The 16,652-nt window shown below is 44.6% G+C and carries 13 protein-coding genes and 2 pseudogenes; 14 read left to right on the forward strand and 1 reads right to left on the reverse strand.

Features of this window, described 5'->3' with window-relative positions; genetic code table 11:
• Positions 1 to 1,011, reverse strand: coding sequence for a toll/interleukin-1 receptor domain-containing protein (locus F458_RS0112055; protein WP_018983684.1), 1,011 nt, complete (start codon positions 1,009 to 1,011; stop codon positions 1 to 3).
• Between the two features lie 639 nt (positions 1,012 to 1,650).
• Here F458_RS0112055 and F458_RS0112065 point away from each other — a divergent pair.
• From F458_RS0112065 to F458_RS20485, 14 genes and pseudogenes are all read left to right on the forward strand, one after another.
• Positions 1,651 to 2,804, forward strand: a protein-coding gene (locus F458_RS0112065; RefSeq protein ID WP_156824237.1) for an IS3 family transposase whose coding sequence is annotated in 2 segments (ribosomal slippage) — positions 1,651 to 1,900 and positions 1,900 to 2,804 — 1,155 coding nt in all. Because the reading frame shifts where the segments join, the coding sequence is not laid out codon by codon here.
• A 312-nt stretch (positions 2,805 to 3,116) separates the two neighbouring features.
• Positions 3,117 to 3,782, forward strand: a complete 666-nt coding sequence (locus F458_RS0112070) for a TIR domain-containing protein (protein WP_018983687.1) — start codon at positions 3,117 to 3,119, stop codon at positions 3,780 to 3,782.
• A 2-nt stretch (positions 3,783 to 3,784) separates the two neighbouring features.
• Complete coding sequence (locus F458_RS0112075; protein WP_018983688.1) at positions 3,785 to 4,228, forward strand: hypothetical protein; 444 nt, start codon at positions 3,785 to 3,787, stop codon at positions 4,226 to 4,228.
• Between the two features lie 612 nt (positions 4,229 to 4,840).
• The gene (locus tag F458_RS0112085) at positions 4,841 to 5,212 is read left to right on the forward strand and encodes a hypothetical protein (protein ID WP_018983690.1); all 372 of its coding nucleotides are present in this window, start codon (positions 4,841 to 4,843) and stop codon (positions 5,210 to 5,212) included.
• Between the two features lie 47 nt (positions 5,213 to 5,259).
• Positions 5,260 to 6,555: a TolC family protein gene (locus F458_RS0112090; RefSeq protein ID WP_018983691.1), complete on the forward strand. Its 1,296-nt coding sequence runs from the start codon at positions 5,260 to 5,262 to the stop codon at positions 6,553 to 6,555.
• On the forward strand, positions 6,548 to 7,729 hold the full coding sequence (locus F458_RS19515) for an efflux RND transporter periplasmic adaptor subunit (protein WP_018983692.1): 1,182 nt from the start codon (positions 6,548 to 6,550) through the stop codon (positions 7,727 to 7,729). Before F458_RS0112090 ends, F458_RS19515 begins: the two co-directional genes overlap by 8 nt.
• A gap of 14 nt (positions 7,730 to 7,743) precedes the next feature.
• Positions 7,744 to 10,854: an efflux RND transporter permease subunit gene (locus F458_RS0112100; protein ID WP_018983693.1), complete on the forward strand. Its 3,111-nt coding sequence runs from the start codon at positions 7,744 to 7,746 to the stop codon at positions 10,852 to 10,854.
• A 45-nt stretch (positions 10,855 to 10,899) separates the two neighbouring features.
• Complete coding sequence (locus tag F458_RS0112105; protein WP_018983694.1) at positions 10,900 to 11,769, forward strand: cation diffusion facilitator family transporter; 870 nt, start codon at positions 10,900 to 10,902, stop codon at positions 11,767 to 11,769.
• A gap of 114 nt (positions 11,770 to 11,883) precedes the next feature.
• Positions 11,884 to 12,048 (forward strand): annotated as a pseudogene (locus F458_RS21210) (efflux RND transporter permease subunit); the annotation flags it as partial.
• Between the two features lie 106 nt (positions 12,049 to 12,154).
• Entirely contained in the window at positions 12,155 to 12,787 is a 633-nt protein-coding gene (locus F458_RS0112110) for a cation diffusion facilitator family transporter (protein WP_018983695.1), read from the forward strand.
• A 226-nt stretch (positions 12,788 to 13,013) separates the two neighbouring features.
• A pseudogene (locus tag F458_RS0112115) lies at positions 13,014 to 13,667 on the forward strand (cation diffusion facilitator family transporter); the annotation flags it as partial.
• Between the two features lie 283 nt (positions 13,668 to 13,950).
• Positions 13,951 to 15,113, forward strand: a protein-coding gene (locus F458_RS0112125) for an IS3 family transposase (protein WP_156824239.1) whose coding sequence is annotated in 2 segments (ribosomal slippage) — positions 13,951 to 14,206 and positions 14,206 to 15,113 — 1,164 coding nt in all. Because the reading frame shifts where the segments join, the coding sequence is not laid out codon by codon here.
• An 86-nt stretch (positions 15,114 to 15,199) separates the two neighbouring features.
• Positions 15,200 to 16,390 carry a DUF3644 domain-containing protein gene (locus F458_RS0112130; RefSeq protein WP_026294657.1) on the forward strand — a complete coding sequence of 397 codons (1,191 nt, stop codon included), beginning with the start codon at positions 15,200 to 15,202 and terminating at the stop codon, positions 16,388 to 16,390.
• A gap of 89 nt (positions 16,391 to 16,479) precedes the next feature.
• Positions 16,480 to 16,652, forward strand: a 173-nt coding sequence (locus F458_RS20485; protein WP_156824240.1) for a helix-turn-helix domain-containing protein, incomplete at its 3' end; no start/stop codon positions are given.

Consider the following 16,652-nt stretch of genomic DNA (forward strand, 5'->3'; position numbering starts at 1 on the left):
TTAATCTGTCTCTTTTCTTAGAAAACTTGGCCCTTCACTTTCTATTATCGAGATTATCTCAGCTATATCCTTATATTCATGTATTTCCACAAAAGGCATTGCAGAATCCGCCTTACGAAGCATAAAAGGCAAGTCGTCTAAAGATTTAGCGAAAATTGTTGTTTGTTTTGATAGAGCTATAGCGTATCCAATTTCCACCAAAATACTACTCGGAATTTTTTTCGGGTAAATAAATAAATAATGTTCGCTTTCCTTCAGTATCTTAAAGTCTTTACGGATTGCAGTATCATATCTTTCGAAACTTCCTCTTTTGGGAATGTTTTCGCAAGGGCAATAAACCTCACTGGCGTTAGCAAACTGTATTAGCGCGCTCTTAATTTCTTGCGCAATATTTTTGATGTTACTGTACTCTTCATCATCATCAACGCTGGCCATTGGCACACCAATGAAAACTTTTCTTTTTATGATTTTAGATATTTTTTCTGGGAAGATAGAAAAATCACAATTCCCACTCTTCTCATTTACTTCACTTTTTATTTTTTGAATATTTTCTTCGAGCTCTGTGTATAGATGATCAATTATAAAGTCTAGGTGAGAGGGTGAATTAAAGTTTCCAATTTTTTTTATAGTTTCGACCAATCCTCTTGTCGACTCTTTATTAATAATAACAGACTGCAAGTGTTTCAATGGTGACGTTATTTCATGGCGATCAACATCGATTAAGAGTGGTATAGTATGTCTATCACTTGCATTTCCTATAGCCACAGCACCAGCTTCAAAATTGAGCCAACTGGATGAAATATTATCTTTTGTGATTACTACAATAGCAAGATCACAGTCTTTAACATTGCTCTTTATCTCAGCGAGCCAATCACTTCCTGCTTCAATACTTTTTGACGATACAAATGAATCAATTTCTTCGTCTAAGAATACTTCCTTAGCGATCCACTCTTGTAGAAACAATGCAACTTTTTTACTCAGTAGCCCGGACCAACTGATGAAAATTTTCATTGGCTTCCCTTACCAAAATGTACTATGAATACCTTAGCATAAGACTATCCATAGGCTTTTTTACCACATCTGTACAAAAAGTGCACAAAAAATGAAGCTGATATTGGTATATCGACGTTTGAATAATTGCTCAACATGAAGGTTTACGTACGAACTCAGTACACTTCCAGTACAATAACTAGTATGAGTTAGCCATTAAGCAGAACTAGCAGTAATCAAAGAAAAAATTGTGTTCGATTTCTGTCCGGTAGAATTCTATCAGCGACGAAAATTCATATTTCCATTTCACGAATACAACTGCCACCGAGAAGTAAGGTGTCAACTGCGGTTACTTACACATATCAAGATCAGAGAGTCATGACGGTCCGTTATTTGTCTGAAGCTGACCACCATCTTCGCGCTTATGAAACGCAACTACTCTCTGTTCTCTATGGTTGATCAAATTACTCCCCAACGACTACCTCATGTTCTTAGCCGCCGTAAGAATAATAGGTAAGTGAGAGCGAGTAGCCGCCGCTTCTAAAAAACATCAATAAATACGCGTATTCTGTCTGAGCGGAAGTCCTGCCTCTGGTAAGGCCTGAGATTTCCCGACACTTTTTATGGTAAAAATGTAACTCAAACCATAAGAGGTAAATCATGGGTAAAGGCATTCGTTACTCAGACGAATTTAAGCAGGAAGCAGTGAACCAAGTGGTGGTTCATGGCTACAGTGTTGCTGACGTAGCAGATCGGCTCGATATTAGTACCAAGAGTCTTTACGGCTGGATGAAGACTTTCTCAAAGCCGACCAAGCTGCGTAAAGAAGACGAGGACTTGCGTGCGGAAGTTGCCAGACTGAAACGCGAGCTGAAGCGCGCTCAGCAAGAACGAGACATATTAAAGGAAGCCGCGGTGTTCTTTGCCGGCGAGTCAAAGAACGGTACCCGTTCGTAAAATCTCGTAGTACCGATTACCCGGTGAGATTGTTGTGCCAGGCACTTGAGCTACACCCTAGTGGCTATTATGAGTGGTTGCAGCACCCTGAATGTCAGCGTGATAAAGATGACAAGCGCTTGCTCGGTGCCATAAAGCAGTTCTGGCTGGAAAGCGGGGGCCATCATGGGTACCGGAATCTTCACCTGGATTTACTAGAGGCGAATATTCTGTGTGGGCGTGACCGTGTTTTACGACTGATGCAGCAAGCCAATATTAAAGCCCAGCGCGGCTACAAAGCGCCGAAGGGGCGCTATGGCGGTAAACCGGATATTGTTGCTGCCAATACCCTGAACCGCGACTTTACCGTTGCGGCTCTGAATCAGTGGTGGGTCAGCGACATTACCTATGTTCATACTCATGAAGGCTTTTTGTTTTTAGCTGTTGTAATGGACTTGTACGCCCGGAATATCGTTGGTTGGTCTATGGGTGACAGGATGACAGAAGAGCTAGTGATGGACGCGCTAACCGCTGCCTACTGGCGGCGAAAACCGTCTGATACGGTCAACCTGCATTCCGATCAAGGATCTCAATACAGTAGCCGCAGCTTCAGAAAGTTACTCAATACGTTGGATGTTGAACCCAGTATGAGTCGACGAGGTAACTGTTGGGATAATGCGGTAGCGGAGAGCTTCTTTAGCAATCTGAAGAAGGAAAAGATCAGGCGTATCAAGTACAAATCCAGAGATGATGCGCGACAAGCGATGTTTCATTACATCGAAATGTTCTACAATCCGAAACGTCGTCATACTGCCAACGGACGTACGTCACCAACAGATTATGACAGGCAGTATTTTAGGGACATAGAAAGTGTCTAGGAAAGTCAGGCCTTACCAAAATGCTTTGTTCACTCCATGGAATAGGTATTCTGTTATTGGATGTCGGTGATTTATAGAACAGCCAAATTCTTATACCAGCAAAAGAAAAGTCAGATATTGACTGGGTATCTGCCAACCGTATCGTAGAAGAGAACCCTGATTTTATGAATTACATAAAGCAGGTAGGGATTTATCATCAAACGGGTGAGTTAATTCTCAGTGTTTGGAATAAATAGACACTGATCATTAGTTGATGAGTTAGTTTCCTCAAACTCTATCACTTTAATTATTAGAAAACGTACTAAGAATAATGTGAATAATAGTTCTATAGTTTTAAAGAAGTTACCCCAAGAAGAGTTCATTAGTGCTTCCACCCTTACTGCACCATTAGCAGGTGCATTTATTGGAAACCTGTTTGCTCCCGGTATAGGTGGGATGCTTGTGGGCGGCCTTCTAGGTAGCCTATTCAACACGGAAGAGAGTAAGAAAAATATGGCAAAGATACCTGTATTTTATAGTTTTCATTTTCAAAATGATGTCATGCGAGTCCAACAGATTAGAAATATTGGCTCTATTGAAGGGAACTCGGCTGTTAATCCGAATGAGTGGGAGAGAATTAAACAGAAAGGAAGCGCAGCTATTCAGTATTGGATAGATCAGAATATGAAATATAAAAGGTGCGTCATTGTTCTGATCGGAACTGATACAGCAAATAGACCTTGGGTCAAATATGAGATCGAGCGTGCTTGGAACCAAGGGAAAGCCTTACTAGGTATTCATATCAATAATATTAGATGCGCGCGAAATGGTACATGTAGAAAAGGAGCTAATCCGTTTGAGCAATTTACATTTAGTGATGGCAGAAAGTTGTCCTCATTCGTACCATGTTACGAGCCAGAGCCTACTTTCGCTTATAGAGATATAGCGCAAAACATCTCCGGATGGATCAACCATGCAATTCAAAGTAAGCGAAATTAGTTATGAGCGATGGAATTATTCAAGTAGACCCTGAAGCAGCTTCAATACAAACTCATCTAGGGATTATTCAAAATGTTGTTCAAAGAATGGCAACAAACAGCACAAACTGTAAAGCTTGGTGCGTTACTTTAGTTGCCGCAGTACTTGTTATAATTGCTGATAAAGGAAAGCCCGAATATGCTTGGATTTCGTTACTTCCAACAGTAGTTTTCTTTGCTCTCGATGCATACTATTTGGCATTGGAAAAAGGGTTTCGAAACTGCTACAACCAATTTGTAGCTAAAATTCGATCTGAAAGCTTGACCGAAAAAGATCTATATTTAGTCATGCCTATTGGGAACATGTCAACGCTTCAACTTGAAGCAATTAGATCATTTTCAGTTTGGGGCTTTTATATCTCAATGTGTGGTCTAATTGCAGTTACAAAGTTTATCGCTTTAGGTTAACACTTATTACTGTTGACGGATTCGAGCTACAAAAAAACCGACTCAAAGGTCGGTTTATGGTTTCGCAAAGATTTAGATGTATGATACCAGTGGGCGGGCTTGACTGGGCCGACACTCGGACGCCACGCCTGGGCGTGGCATTTACGGTCTTCCAGACACAAAAAAACCGACTTGCGTCGGCTTATTGTTCTCTTTTCTGTAGACGTGAAAAGAGTGGTACCAGTGGGCGGACTTGAACCGCCACGCCCGAAGGCAACGGATTTTGAAAGTATTGCGCATTAAAATATCAATTAAAATCAGCTTCTTAAATTTATCTTTCCATGCTTTGCAAAATCTTTGCATGCATATCTTGTCATATTTCAGAGTGTGGGCCGATTGAAAGTATATAACAGTATTAATATATAAAATTTCCATACGATCAAAATTTAAAAATGCTCAAAGGAAAATCCTGTCTTTAATGATTTTTTCTCCAAGAGGTAGTCAATTCATTCCCCTGACTTTTGCGCCGCCCCTTAAATTTTATTTTTCCTATATCTTAGACAGAGCAGTACAATCATTGACATCACGCATTTAATTTAATACTTTTAGTCCTGTCGTTTTCAAGGGTCCCTGATGAAAGTAAATCAAAGCAACACAAACAACAGCAAGGTGGTGATTACCGCCCTGATGCTGTTTGCACAGTTGTTTTTGTTTGCCTCAGATGCTTTTGCTTTTGATAGCTTTCTCGAAAACGCTTCAGAATCCCATCATGAAGTGTGTGTTCAGGACACCAATGTTTGTCAGCCAGATTATGATTCTGTAGATAACGCTGGTCCCGACAACTGTGACCACTGCTGCTCCTGTCACGGGCATTTTACCCATATCGTATTATTCCAAAATAGCGATAGCCAGTTAGGAAAACTTGGCGAGACGGCACTTGCTGCTCACCGCACATCCCCTCCGTCTCACCTGCAACCCGGTATCGATCGTCCTCCCAGAGCCTAAATCCTAGTCATTTTTTACCCCTTTAGTTACTGACCAGGATTTACAATATGAACTCATCTTTTTCGCGTACCTGTGAGCGTATGTGCATAGTGGTCGTGGGTAGCGTGTTGCTATTCATATCACCCGCTACCCTGAGCAAAACGATTACGCTCGAACAAGCTTCACGTTTAACATTGCAGCAACACCCAGATTTACGGCGATATCAGTCGCTGCTCACTGCTACAGAGGCAGATAAAAGGCTGGCTAATCTCACGCCGGCTTATAATGTGGGCGTTGAAGCAGAAAACCTGCTCGGCTCAGGAGATGCATCAGGCATTAATGATGCTGAGCTGACGGTCTCACTCTCTTCTGTCTTCGAGATGGGAGGCAAGCGCAATGCAAGGGTATCTTTGGCTGATGCCAATTTATCTTTATTGCAGTCAGAACGCTATGTCGCGTCGCTCGAGCTGTTAAGCGAGCTGACCCGACAATATGTAAAAACACTCGCGGCAAAAGAACGGCTCACATTGGCGAAAACGTCTGTTTCTCTCGCTGATGAAGCCTTATCTATCGTCGAACAGCGCGTAAAGAAAGGCGCAACCAATAAAGCTGAGTTTCTGCGCGCCAGAGCCGCACTCAATCAGGCTAAAGTCGACAAAGCATCCGCCGCAACGGCTTTGGCTATTGCCAAGCAGTCACTTGCACTGTTTTGGCAGGGAGATGCTGAGGCGATTGACACAGTATCAGGCTCGCTGAGTAAGCTTCCTCCAAAACGGCAGTATTCAGCTGTGTATCAACAGTTTCTTGAATCAGCAAATGTGGAGCGACTAACTCAAACTATCAATATAAAAGAAGCTGAACAAAAGCTGGTAGAGAGTAACGCCAGTGCTGATATTTCATGGCGTATTGGCGTGCGGCGCACTCAGGCGGTTCAGGATACGTCTGTTGTCGCTGCCATATCCGCGCCGCTTTTTGCTGAACGAAGAAACCAGGGGGCTTTGCAAGCTGCATTGGCGCAGAAAGAAGCAGCGGTCTTTGCCAGAGACAGTCAGATGCTGAAGATAAAAGCATTGCTCTTTAGAGCGCAGCAATATCTGAATTTCTCCGTTGATGCTGTAAAGCATATCAACGACACCGTTTTGCCCGACCTTGAAACAGCCACCACACTCGTGCTCGAAGGTTACCAGCGAGGGGCATACAGCTACCAAGACTGGATTGCATCCAGAGATGCGTTAATACGCGCTCGTGCAAAGGTCATCGAATTAAGCGAAAGCGCGTTAGTGAACCAGTCACTCGTTGAACAGTGGACCGGATTATCCGGTCAGGCTTCTCCTACTCAAGAATTCCGGAATACCCATGAATAGACTATTCGTTATCATCTCACTACTACTTTGTCTGACTGATGCCAATGCCGCAGCAAGTGGCAAACAATCCCATGCTGCTGAATCGAAAACATTTACCAATAGCAGCGTATCCCTGACATTACGCATTCAGGATACGAAAGAGGGGGCATATTTACTGGCAGAAAGCGCTGATCGCTCGCAGCCGCTGCCACCTGACGCTCTTAACGTCACCCTCAATCGTATGGGAGGGCGTCAGGAAAATATCCGTTTTGAAACCCATGAAAATGGCCTCAGGTCCACAAGTTTCATCGCTGAGCCGCACTCATTTCTCGCGAATATTACACTCTTACAGGGAGGAAATAGCTTTTCGTGGGAGTGGAAAAAGCACGAAGCCCGAACTGAGATTGATGACGCATATTCCAGTCAGGCTGGCGTTACTACAAAAATGGCTTCGGGCGGTGAAATAAAACAGCACACCGAGGTTTATGGTCAGCTGACTATACCGCCACAGCAGCGTGCCAAGGTTCACGCCCGGTTTACGGGAATTGTAGAGCAGCTCTTTGCTGATATTGGCCAGACCGTGAAAGCCGGTGAGACAATGGCGCAGGTGCAGTCGAATGACAGCCTCCAGTCTTACGATGTGAAAGCACCAATCAATGGCATAGTCGTATCGCGCAACCTGAATATCGGAGAACTAACCGGTACGTCACCACTTTTTACGATTGTTGATACCTCCGTTCTCTGGGCGGAATTAAAGGTGTTTCCATCCCAGCGCAGACAGGTTGCTGAAGGTAAATCTGTTCACATTATCGCAAATGGTCGTCAACTCGACAGTACCATTACCAGCATTATTCCTTCCCACGAAGAGCAACCCTATCAGCTTGCGTTAGTAAAAGTAATGAACAGGGAGGGTCTACTCTCTCCCGGCGATTTAGTCACAGGCATTGTCGATTCGCAACGAAAAACGGTACCGGTAAAAATCGAAAATCGCGCCATTCAAACTCTTAACAATAGGCCTGTCGTGTTCCTGAATGAAGGCAATGCTTATCAGGCTACACCTGTGACCTTAGGTCTGCAGGACGACAACTTTTCCGAGGTCGTCGCAGGGTTATCCGCCGGACAAACGTATGTTGTCGACAATAGCTATTTAATCAAAGCGGATATACAAAAATCCGACGCATCGCACGCGCACTGATGGGGGAGAGATAAATGATTGATAATATTGTTCGCCTGTCAGTCGAGCGACGCTACCTGCTTTTAACAATGGTACTTGTCATCATCGGCATAGGTATCTGGAGTTATCAGCGGCTACCGATAGATGCCGTGCCGGATATTACTAATGTTCAGGTTCAGATAAACACGGAAGCGCCTGGTTATTCACCCCTTGAAGCCGAGCAACGGATTACCTTTCCGGTTGAAACTGCGTTGTATGGTTTGCCGAATTTGTCCTATACGCGCTCTATTTCACGCTACGGACTTTCTCAGATTACCGTGGTATTTGAAGAAGGAACTGACATTTACTTTGCGCGGAACCTTATTGATGAGCGATTGGCAACGCTTAAAAGTGTTCTGCCGCCTGGCCTTGAGCCTGAGATGGGACCGATAGCGACTGGCCTGGGCGAAATCTTCGTTTACACGCTGGAGGCGAAAGAAGGGGCTAAAATGCCAGATGGCTCGTCCGTTACGCCTATGGCGCTTCGTGAAGTTCAGGATTGGATAATCAAACCACAACTCGCTCAGGTTAAGGGCGTGGTAGAAGTGAATACCATAGGGGGGTACGACAAGCAGTATCACGTGATGCCACATCCTGCGAACATGCTTGAGATGGGCGTGACTATGTCAGATATCCGCAAAGCGTTGGTAAGCAACAATGACAATGCTGGAGCCGGGTATATAGAGAACAATGGAGAACAGCTGTTAGTTCGCTCACCGGGACAGTTAAAAACCATTGAGGATATCAAAAACGTTGTTGTAGGAAGTAAAGGTTCTGTGCCTGTTTTAGTCAAAGATGTGGCCGAAGTAGGCTTGGGCAAAGAGTTGCGCACAGGTGCGGCAACCCGTAATGGCAAAGAAACCGTGATGGGCACTGTGATGATGCTGGTCGGGGAAAACTCGCGTGAAGTAGCAGCGATCACCAATGAAAAATTTAAGCAAATACAAACTTCATTGCCTGAATGGGTTAAGGCAGAGGTGGTATATAACCGTACTACGCTGGTCGATAAAGCCATCAAAACTGTACAAAAAAACCTGCTGGAAGGCGCACTGCTGGTTATTGTTATCCTATTTTTACTGTTAGGAAACATCCGCGCTGCCCTTATTACAGCAGCTGTTATTCCTATCGCGATGATGATGACTATTACCGGCATGGTTCAGCGGGGGGTCTCTGCCAACCTGATGAGTCTCGGGGCGCTGGACTTTGGTCTGATTGTGGACGGCGCTGTTATCATCGTGGAGAACTGTATTCGAAGGCTCTCAGAAGCGCAAAAACAACAAGGTGGCATACTGGCGCTTAAAGCACGCTTACAGGAGGTTAAAGACGCCACTATTGAAGTTATTCGGCCCAGCTTGTTTGGCGTGGGTATCATCACAGCGGTGTACTTCCCCATATTTACCCTTTCTGGCGTAGAAGGAAAAATGTTTCACCCTATGGCAACAACCGTAGTAATCGCACTGCTTTGTGCGATGGTATTGTCACTCACAGTTGTGCCTGCTGCGATCGCCGTATTTATGCGCGGAAAAATCAGCGAAAAGGAGAGCATCATTATCCGCGGGGCGAAAGCCATTTATCGACCTGCGCTTGAGTGGGTGCTTAAGTTCAAATCGCTTATTCTGGCAGGCGCGCTGGGTCTCGTTGTGGTTTGCTCATGGCTCGCCTCAACATTAGGCTCTGAGTTCATTCCACAGCTTGACGAGGGTGATATCGCGCTGCAGGCATTGCGTATTACAGGCACGGGATTAGAGCAGTCTGTTGAAATGCAGGAACTCCTTGAAAAAACCATTATCGACTTTGAAGAAGTTGACAAGGTATATGCCAAAGTGGGGACGCCAGAGGTGGCCACCGACCCCATGCCACCCAATGTCGCCGACACATTCGTCATACTCAAGCCCCGCTCTGAGTGGCCCACTCCGGACAAGCCTAAATCACAGCTCATTAAAGAGCTTGAGAAAGCAGTCACTGCGCTACCGGGCAATAACTACGAGTTTACGCAGCCTATCCAGATGCGCTTTAACGAGTTAATTTCCGGTGTCAGAGCCGACGTAGCAGTCAAAGTGTTTGGTGATGACCTGGATACGTTGCTGGCATCAGCAAATTCGGTTGCATCACTAACTCAAGGTTTACCTGGCGCTGCAGATACCCGGGTTGAACAGGTAGCTGGTCTGCCTATGTTATCGGTTATTCCCAAACGTGAAGTGATGGCGCGCTATGGCCTGAACATCGACGACATCCAGTCTCTGGTTTCGACCAGTATTGGTGGTCAGCAGGCAGGCTTGATCTATGAAGGTGACCGGCGCTTTAAACTGGTGATTCGCCTTCCGGAGCAACTACGACGTGACGTTCAAAAGTTGAAGGTACTCCCAGTCCCGACCTCCAATGGGTATGTGCCCCTTCAGGAAGTAGCCTCATTAGAAGTTAAACCCGCGCCAGCACAAATCAGTCGGGAGAATGGCAAGCGCCGCGTTGTCGTTACAACCAACGTTCGCGGGCGTGATCTAGGGAGTTTTGTCACAGATTTGCAAGCTACGTTGCGTGCAGAACTGGAACTACAGGATGGCTACTGGCTGGAGTACGGTGGAACGTTCGAACAGCTTGAATCGGCCAGTAAGAGGCTGTCCTGGGTGGTCCCAGTGACGCTGGCTCTCATCGTTGGCATTCTTATACTTGCGTTTGGTTCTGTGAAAGATGCGCTGATCATTTTTACCGGTGTGCCGCTGGCACTGACTGGGGGCGTACTTGCGCTGTGGATACGAGGTATGCCGCTGTCTATTTCTGCCGGTGTAGGGTTTATCGCATTGTCAGGCGTTGCAGTATTAAATGGCTTGGTCATGCTCGCCTTTATCAGGCAATTGTGGATTGAAAAAGGCGATCTCTACACCGCTGTAATTGAGGGTGCAATAGTCAGACTTCGTCCCGTTTTGATGACTGCCTTGGTAGCAAGTCTTGGTTTTGTGCCCATGGCGCTGAACACAGGCACCGGAGCTGAGGTCCAAAGGCCGCTCGCGACGGTGGTTATAGGCGGCATTATCTCATCAACTTTACTTACACTGTTCGTTCTCCCGACTTTGTACCAACTGGTACACAGGAAAGCGGATAAACAGTAATACAACGTAGCCCTGGGTCAAAGCCAGGGCGCTACAAGAGGGTTTATGGCGCACTCACATTCCCATAGTTCAGAAAAAATTGGCTGGGCTTTTTTCCTTAATTTTGGCTTCACTATCATTGAGTTTATTGGAGGATGGTTAACAAATAGTACCGCCATTATGGCAGATGCCGTGCATGACTTAGGTGACACACTCTCGATCGGCAGTGCCTGGCTTCTGAACAAACTCGGTACAAAAAGCGCAACGAAAGAATTTACCTATGGCTATCGACGGCTGAGTTTACTTGGGGCGCTGATAAACGGCATTGTTTTAATAGTTGGCTCTGCCTGGATCCTTTACGAAGCAGTGCCACGTCTGAGTAATCCAGAAATGCCAGAAACAGAAGGCATGATTGCACTGGCTATACTCGGGGTACTGGTCAATGGTTTCGCCGCTTTTAAATTACAGGGTGGTAAATCGTTGAATGAAAAAGTACTGAACTGGCATTTACTGGAAGACGTTTTAGGTTGGGTAGCGGTACTGATTGTCGCTATTGTTATGCAATTCAAAGAATGGCCTGTTCTGGATCCGATTCTGTCTATTGGATTTACGCTATTCATTCTGTTCAACGTTATCCGAAACCTCATCAGTACCGTGAAGCTGTTTTTTCAGGCGTCACCAGACAACAGGCTGTTGCAAAACGTAACTGACAAGTTGCTTGAACTTGATGCCGTGAGCGAACTGCATCACCTGCATATCTGGTCACTAGATGGTGATCATCATGTCGCGACCGTTCACGTTGTTAGTCAGTTTGAGTCCAAGGCTGAGTACCTTAAACTAAAAGAAAGTGTGTCTAACGCGCTGCAAGAGTTTGAGTTATTGCATACCACTATTGAAATCGAGCTGACCAGCGAAGAATGTCGGGATGCTAGTTAATTCGATGATGCAGTATTAATTAATGGGGGCTGGGACAACTTTTAGCCCCCACCTCGTTAGCTCTAACATCCATTGCGTTTGGCTCAATAAAAAATGCATTGATTATATTCACAGGCGTCCCTTGGTTTCGTGCCCATGGCGCTTAATGTCGGTACTGGCGCAGAGGGGCAGAGACCATTAGCAACGGTAGTGATAGGGGGGATCATATCCTCAACCTTGTTGACGTTGGTTGTATTACCCGTGCTCTACCGACTCGTACACAATAAAACCCTAGTTTAGCAAAAAGGGCTTTCTTATTAATGACGAAAGCTCTTATTTCGAATTACCCAGAACGGCGAAACTAAAATAATGTCGTGTCGTTCATTTTTTGACGGTGCAGGAAAGTATGGAACCTACAAGAAAAAGTGATTTAAAAAAGGCGAGAACACTTCAAATATTAAATGTCATCTATGATGTTATGGAAGTAATAGTCGCTTTAATAGCAGGGATAACTGCCAATAGTTCAGCGCTCATAGGATGGGCATTGGATAGCACAATAGAAGTGATAAGTGCTACCACACTAGGCTGGCGTCTACACGGTGAGCTTAAAGGAATTGATGAAGACCAGGTGAACAGACGGAAAAAAATTACCCTCTACGTAATTGCCGTATCATTTGCTTTGGTCTGCATATTTATATCTTATGATTCAGTTTCAAAACTTTTTAGTCAGAAAACTTCAAGCTGGAGCACTATGGGTTTAATCATTTTAGTTACTTCTTTGCTTATCAACCCTATTTTTATTTATTTCAAAAGAAAATATGGCCGAAAGCTGGATAGTCCAGCGTTACTTGCCGATGCCAAAGATACCTTTATCTGCTTATACCAAACTATCGTTGTTCTTGCTGGTTTGCTATTGGTAAATTGGTTTGGCTGGTGGTGGGCCGATCCCGTGGCGGCGTTGCTCATTGTACCTTATGCAGCAAAAGAAGGTTGGGAAGCTTACACGCAAGCAAGAGATATCAGCATTAATGAGAAATAATACCCGCATCCCCTTTAATAATTCATTCTCTTAGAACTGACTTATTCTATCGAGTATAAACCAAGTGCCCCGGCTTCAGTCATCGTGATACGGCACAGAATGTAATGATCCATGCATTCAATGGTTAAGATATTAATACTTAGGGATCTATAAAGCCCTTAATTGAATCGGCGATTGATTAACATTGTCTTAAAGGAGAGAACAATGAGTGAGTTTTTAACGCAATGGCAAGAGGCGGCTGAGCTTACTCGGGGCGCTGATAAACGGCATTGTTTTAATCGTTGGTTCTGCCTGGGTCCTTTATGAGGCAGTGCCACGGCTGAGTAATCCAGAGATGCCAGAAACAGAAGGCATGATTGCACTGGCTATTCTTGGCGTACTGGTCAACGGCTTCGCCGCGTATAAATTACAAGGTGGTAAATCGCTGAATGAAAAAGTTCTGAACTGGCATTTACTCGAAGACGTTTTAGGTTGGGTAGCGGTACTCATTGTCGCTATTGTTATGCAGTTCAAAGACTGGCCTGTTCTGGATCCGGTTCTTTCTATCGGATTTACGCTTTTCATTCTGTTCAACGTTATCCGAAATCTTATCAGCACCGTAAAACTGTTTTTTCAGGCGTCACCAGACAACGACCTTTTACAAAACGTGACTGATAAATTGCTTGAACTTGATGCTGTTAGCAATCTGCATCACCTGCATATCTGGTCACTAGATGGTGAGCATCATGTCGCGACAGTTCACATCGTTAGTCAATTTGAGTCGAAAGCTGAATACCTAATGTTGAAAGAAAGCATAGCGAATGCTTTGGATGAATTTGAATTGTCACATACAACCATAGAGGTTGAGAATGGTCTAGAAGATTGTCGTGACACCAAATAGCTAAAGAAGCGATAGGTCACGTTAATGTGTATTAACGTGACCTATTAATTGCATGTTGAGAAAGGGCAACGAACGCCACTGGCAAGCCAGATTAACGGCGCAAGAGCAGAGTAGCCCGAACGTGCAACAAAGTGCGGCTTTGGTGTGCATGCGGAAGGCCATACTCATACCTTAAGAGTTTCTGCTCAACGCTCATCAATGTCATTGTGTTCAAAGTGTAGTGGCAGACTAAACCCGAACACCATTTTAAGTGGTAGCATTACACTTAATAACGAGGTGTTCAATGAGAAGACAAAGACGGTCATTCAGTCCGGAATTTAAACATGATGCAGCCAGTCTGGTGCTCGATCAGGGATATAGCGTGATCGAAGCCGGACGTGCAGTAGACGTTCACGAAAATACTCTGCGCAAATGGGTTCAGCAGCTTGAATCTGAACGCAGCGGTAGTACGCCGAAGTCAAAAGCCCTGTCACCAGAACAGCAACGTATTCAGGAGCTGGAGGCTCGTGTGAATCGCCTGGAACGAGAAAAGACCATTCTAAAAAAGGCTACCGCACTCTTAATGTCCGACGACCTGAAGTCCACGCGCTGATAGACCGGTTGAGGGTGCATGAATCAACAGAATTGGTCTGTTCAGCGTTAGGTGTTGGTGTCAGTAGTTATTATGAACGACGAAAGCGACACCGGCTGATTGGTGCTAAACGGCGTATTCTGCGCGCCAGAGTGAAACGTCTGTTCGATAAGAGTCGTCAGTCTGCTGGCACACGAACGCTTGTTGATATGCTTCGCGATGAAGGCATCGTTATGGGCCGATTCAAAGTAGGTCGGCTGATGAAAGAACAAGGGCTGATGAGCAAGCAGCCGGGTAAGCACGCCTATAAAACCGTACAGGTTGAGCGGCCAGATATCCCTAATTTACTGGACAGGCAGTTCAGTGTGGAGCAGCCCAACCAGGCTTGGTGCGGCGATATTACCTTCATCTGGACAGGTTCAGCATGGTATTACGCAGCCGTCGTGATTGACCTACACACCCGCAGAGTTATCGGCTGGAGTATATCACACCGACCGGACGCGGAGCTTGCCGCAAGAGCTTTAGATATGGCTTACGAGCTGAGAGGTAAGCCAACAGGCGTGATGTTCCACAGCGATCAGGGCTCTCAGTACGGCGCTCGTAAATTCAGACAAAGGCTGTGGCGTTACAAGATGAGCCAGAGCATGAGTCGCCGGGGGAACTGCTGGGACAATAGTCCGATGGAGCGCGTGTTCAGAAGTCTGAAATCAGAATGGATGCCATCAGCCGGCTACCGTTTGCCTAATGAAGCAAAACGAGATGTGGGATATTACCTGATGAATTATTACAACTGGGAAAGACCGCATCAATTTAACAACGGGCTACCACCGGCAAAAGCGGAAGAATTAGCTAAAAAGGTGTCCGGGTTTTATTGACCACTACATTCGTTCACTAATTTTAGACAAGCTTTTATTCGCCCTATATGGCTATGGCGGCACTAAATGACTCAAGGAGTATTGCGTTGAATCGGAATCAAAGAGTAGAGCTAGCTTTTAATTTTATGCTAGCGAAAGAGAAAGCCGGAGAAGCTTTTACGATGGCTGAACTTGCTGAGGCATCTGGCTGGGCATTAAGTAGTTGTCAAACGTATCAGACTAAAAGGTGGCACCAATTCGTTCAAAAAGATGGTAACCAATACACATCTACAGGCCTTGTCTACCTAAGTAAAGAAGAGTTTAGTCTTATACACTCACAAAAACTCCTGGGCCCAAATAAAATTTCATCGAAAAGCATATTACTTCACAAAGCTCGAGAATTTGCTTTATTAGCTGTATCTACTTATAACAACCCGTATACAGAGTTCAAGACGTATGGCTTTATTGTTAATATAGTTATCGCCTACACTGCATTATTTCACGCTATTTTTGAAAAGAAATCACAAAACTATGTTTACATTGATGATGAAGGTAATCCAATACTGATTGACGGAGAGGAAAAGGCGTGGGAGTTATCTCGATGTTGCTCTGAATATTGGGGTGGAGATCACAATCCAGAAACTAAGAATTTGAATTTTCTTATCGGACTTAGAAATAAGATTGAACATAGAAGTTTACCAGCGGTTGATCTTGCTACTAGCGGTGAATGTCAATCTGCGCTTAACAACTTTGAAAACCTACTGGTCGAAGAGTTCGGAGATAGCCAAGCATTAATGGCAAAGCTAGCTATTGCAATGCAACTAACACGAACTTCTGAACAAGCTCAACTGGAAGCATTAAAACAATTTCAAACTGAGAACTATCGTGTTGTGCGTGAATACATGGAAACATATAAGAATGACTTGTCAGATGAAGTACTTGAAAGTCAAAAATACAGAATTAGAGCATTCTTAGTTCCAAAACTTGGAAATCATGCCAAATCCGCTGATTTATCCGTTGAATTCATTAATGTTAATAAACTGAACGATGATGAAATGACTAACTATGAACAGGGTGTAGCTTTCATTAAAGGCATTGAGTCACCATTTAAATTGAAGCCTAGTAAAGTTGTTCCTATCGTAAAAGAAAAAATTAAAGACTTTAATCCGACTCTACACATTAAATGCTGGAAGTTTTACAACGCGAGGCCTCGGGAAGTTGTTACTACATTTAAAGGTGAATATGCTGCATATGTTGAAGGGTTTGATGGGTACTTATATTCTCCCGAATTCAGATAATAAGTGCACCACTCATGGTTAAACGGTGAGGAGAGATCAACTGCCTGTTGGTGGTACTCTGTAATCGCCAAAAAACAAGAGTAGTTACCATGAGTTACAAGCAGTTGATCGAGGGACAACGATACCAGATCGAGGCCTACTTACGCGAGGGTTTCAGTTATCGGAAGATAGGAAAGCGTCTGAACGTGAGCCACAGCACCATCAGTAGAGAAGTAAATCGTAATCGAATTCGGGATAGCCACTATTTGCCGGAAGTCGCTCA

It is taken from the genome of Salinimonas chungwhensis DSM 16280, from assembly GCF_000378185.1.
Taxonomy (GTDB): domain Bacteria; phylum Pseudomonadota; class Gammaproteobacteria; order Enterobacterales; family Alteromonadaceae; genus Alteromonas; species Alteromonas chungwhensis.

What these genes read in the sequence shown, in the direction of transcription:
- F458_RS0112055 (WP_018983684.1), bottom strand. Translation starts at nt 1,011, where the DNA reads ATGAAAATTTTCATCAGTTGGTCCGGGCTACTGAGTAAAAAAGTTGCA.
- F458_RS0112105 (WP_018983694.1), top strand. Translation starts at nt 10,900, where the DNA reads ATGGCGCACTCACATTCCCATAGTTCAGAAAAAATTGGCTGGGCTTTT.
- F458_RS0112090 (WP_018983691.1), top strand. Translation starts at nt 5,260, where the DNA reads ATGAACTCATCTTTTTCGCGTACCTGTGAGCGTATGTGCATAGTGGTC.
- F458_RS19515 (WP_018983692.1), top strand. Translation starts at nt 6,548, where the DNA reads ATGAATAGACTATTCGTTATCATCTCACTACTACTTTGTCTGACTGAT.
- F458_RS0112100 (WP_018983693.1), top strand. Translation starts at nt 7,744, where the DNA reads ATGATTGATAATATTGTTCGCCTGTCAGTCGAGCGACGCTACCTGCTT.
- F458_RS0112075 (WP_018983688.1), top strand. Translation starts at nt 3,785, where the DNA reads ATGAGCGATGGAATTATTCAAGTAGACCCTGAAGCAGCTTCAATACAA.
- F458_RS0112110 (WP_018983695.1), top strand. Translation starts at nt 12,155, where the DNA reads ATGGAACCTACAAGAAAAAGTGATTTAAAAAAGGCGAGAACACTTCAA.
- F458_RS0112085 (WP_018983690.1), top strand. Translation starts at nt 4,841, where the DNA reads ATGAAAGTAAATCAAAGCAACACAAACAACAGCAAGGTGGTGATTACC.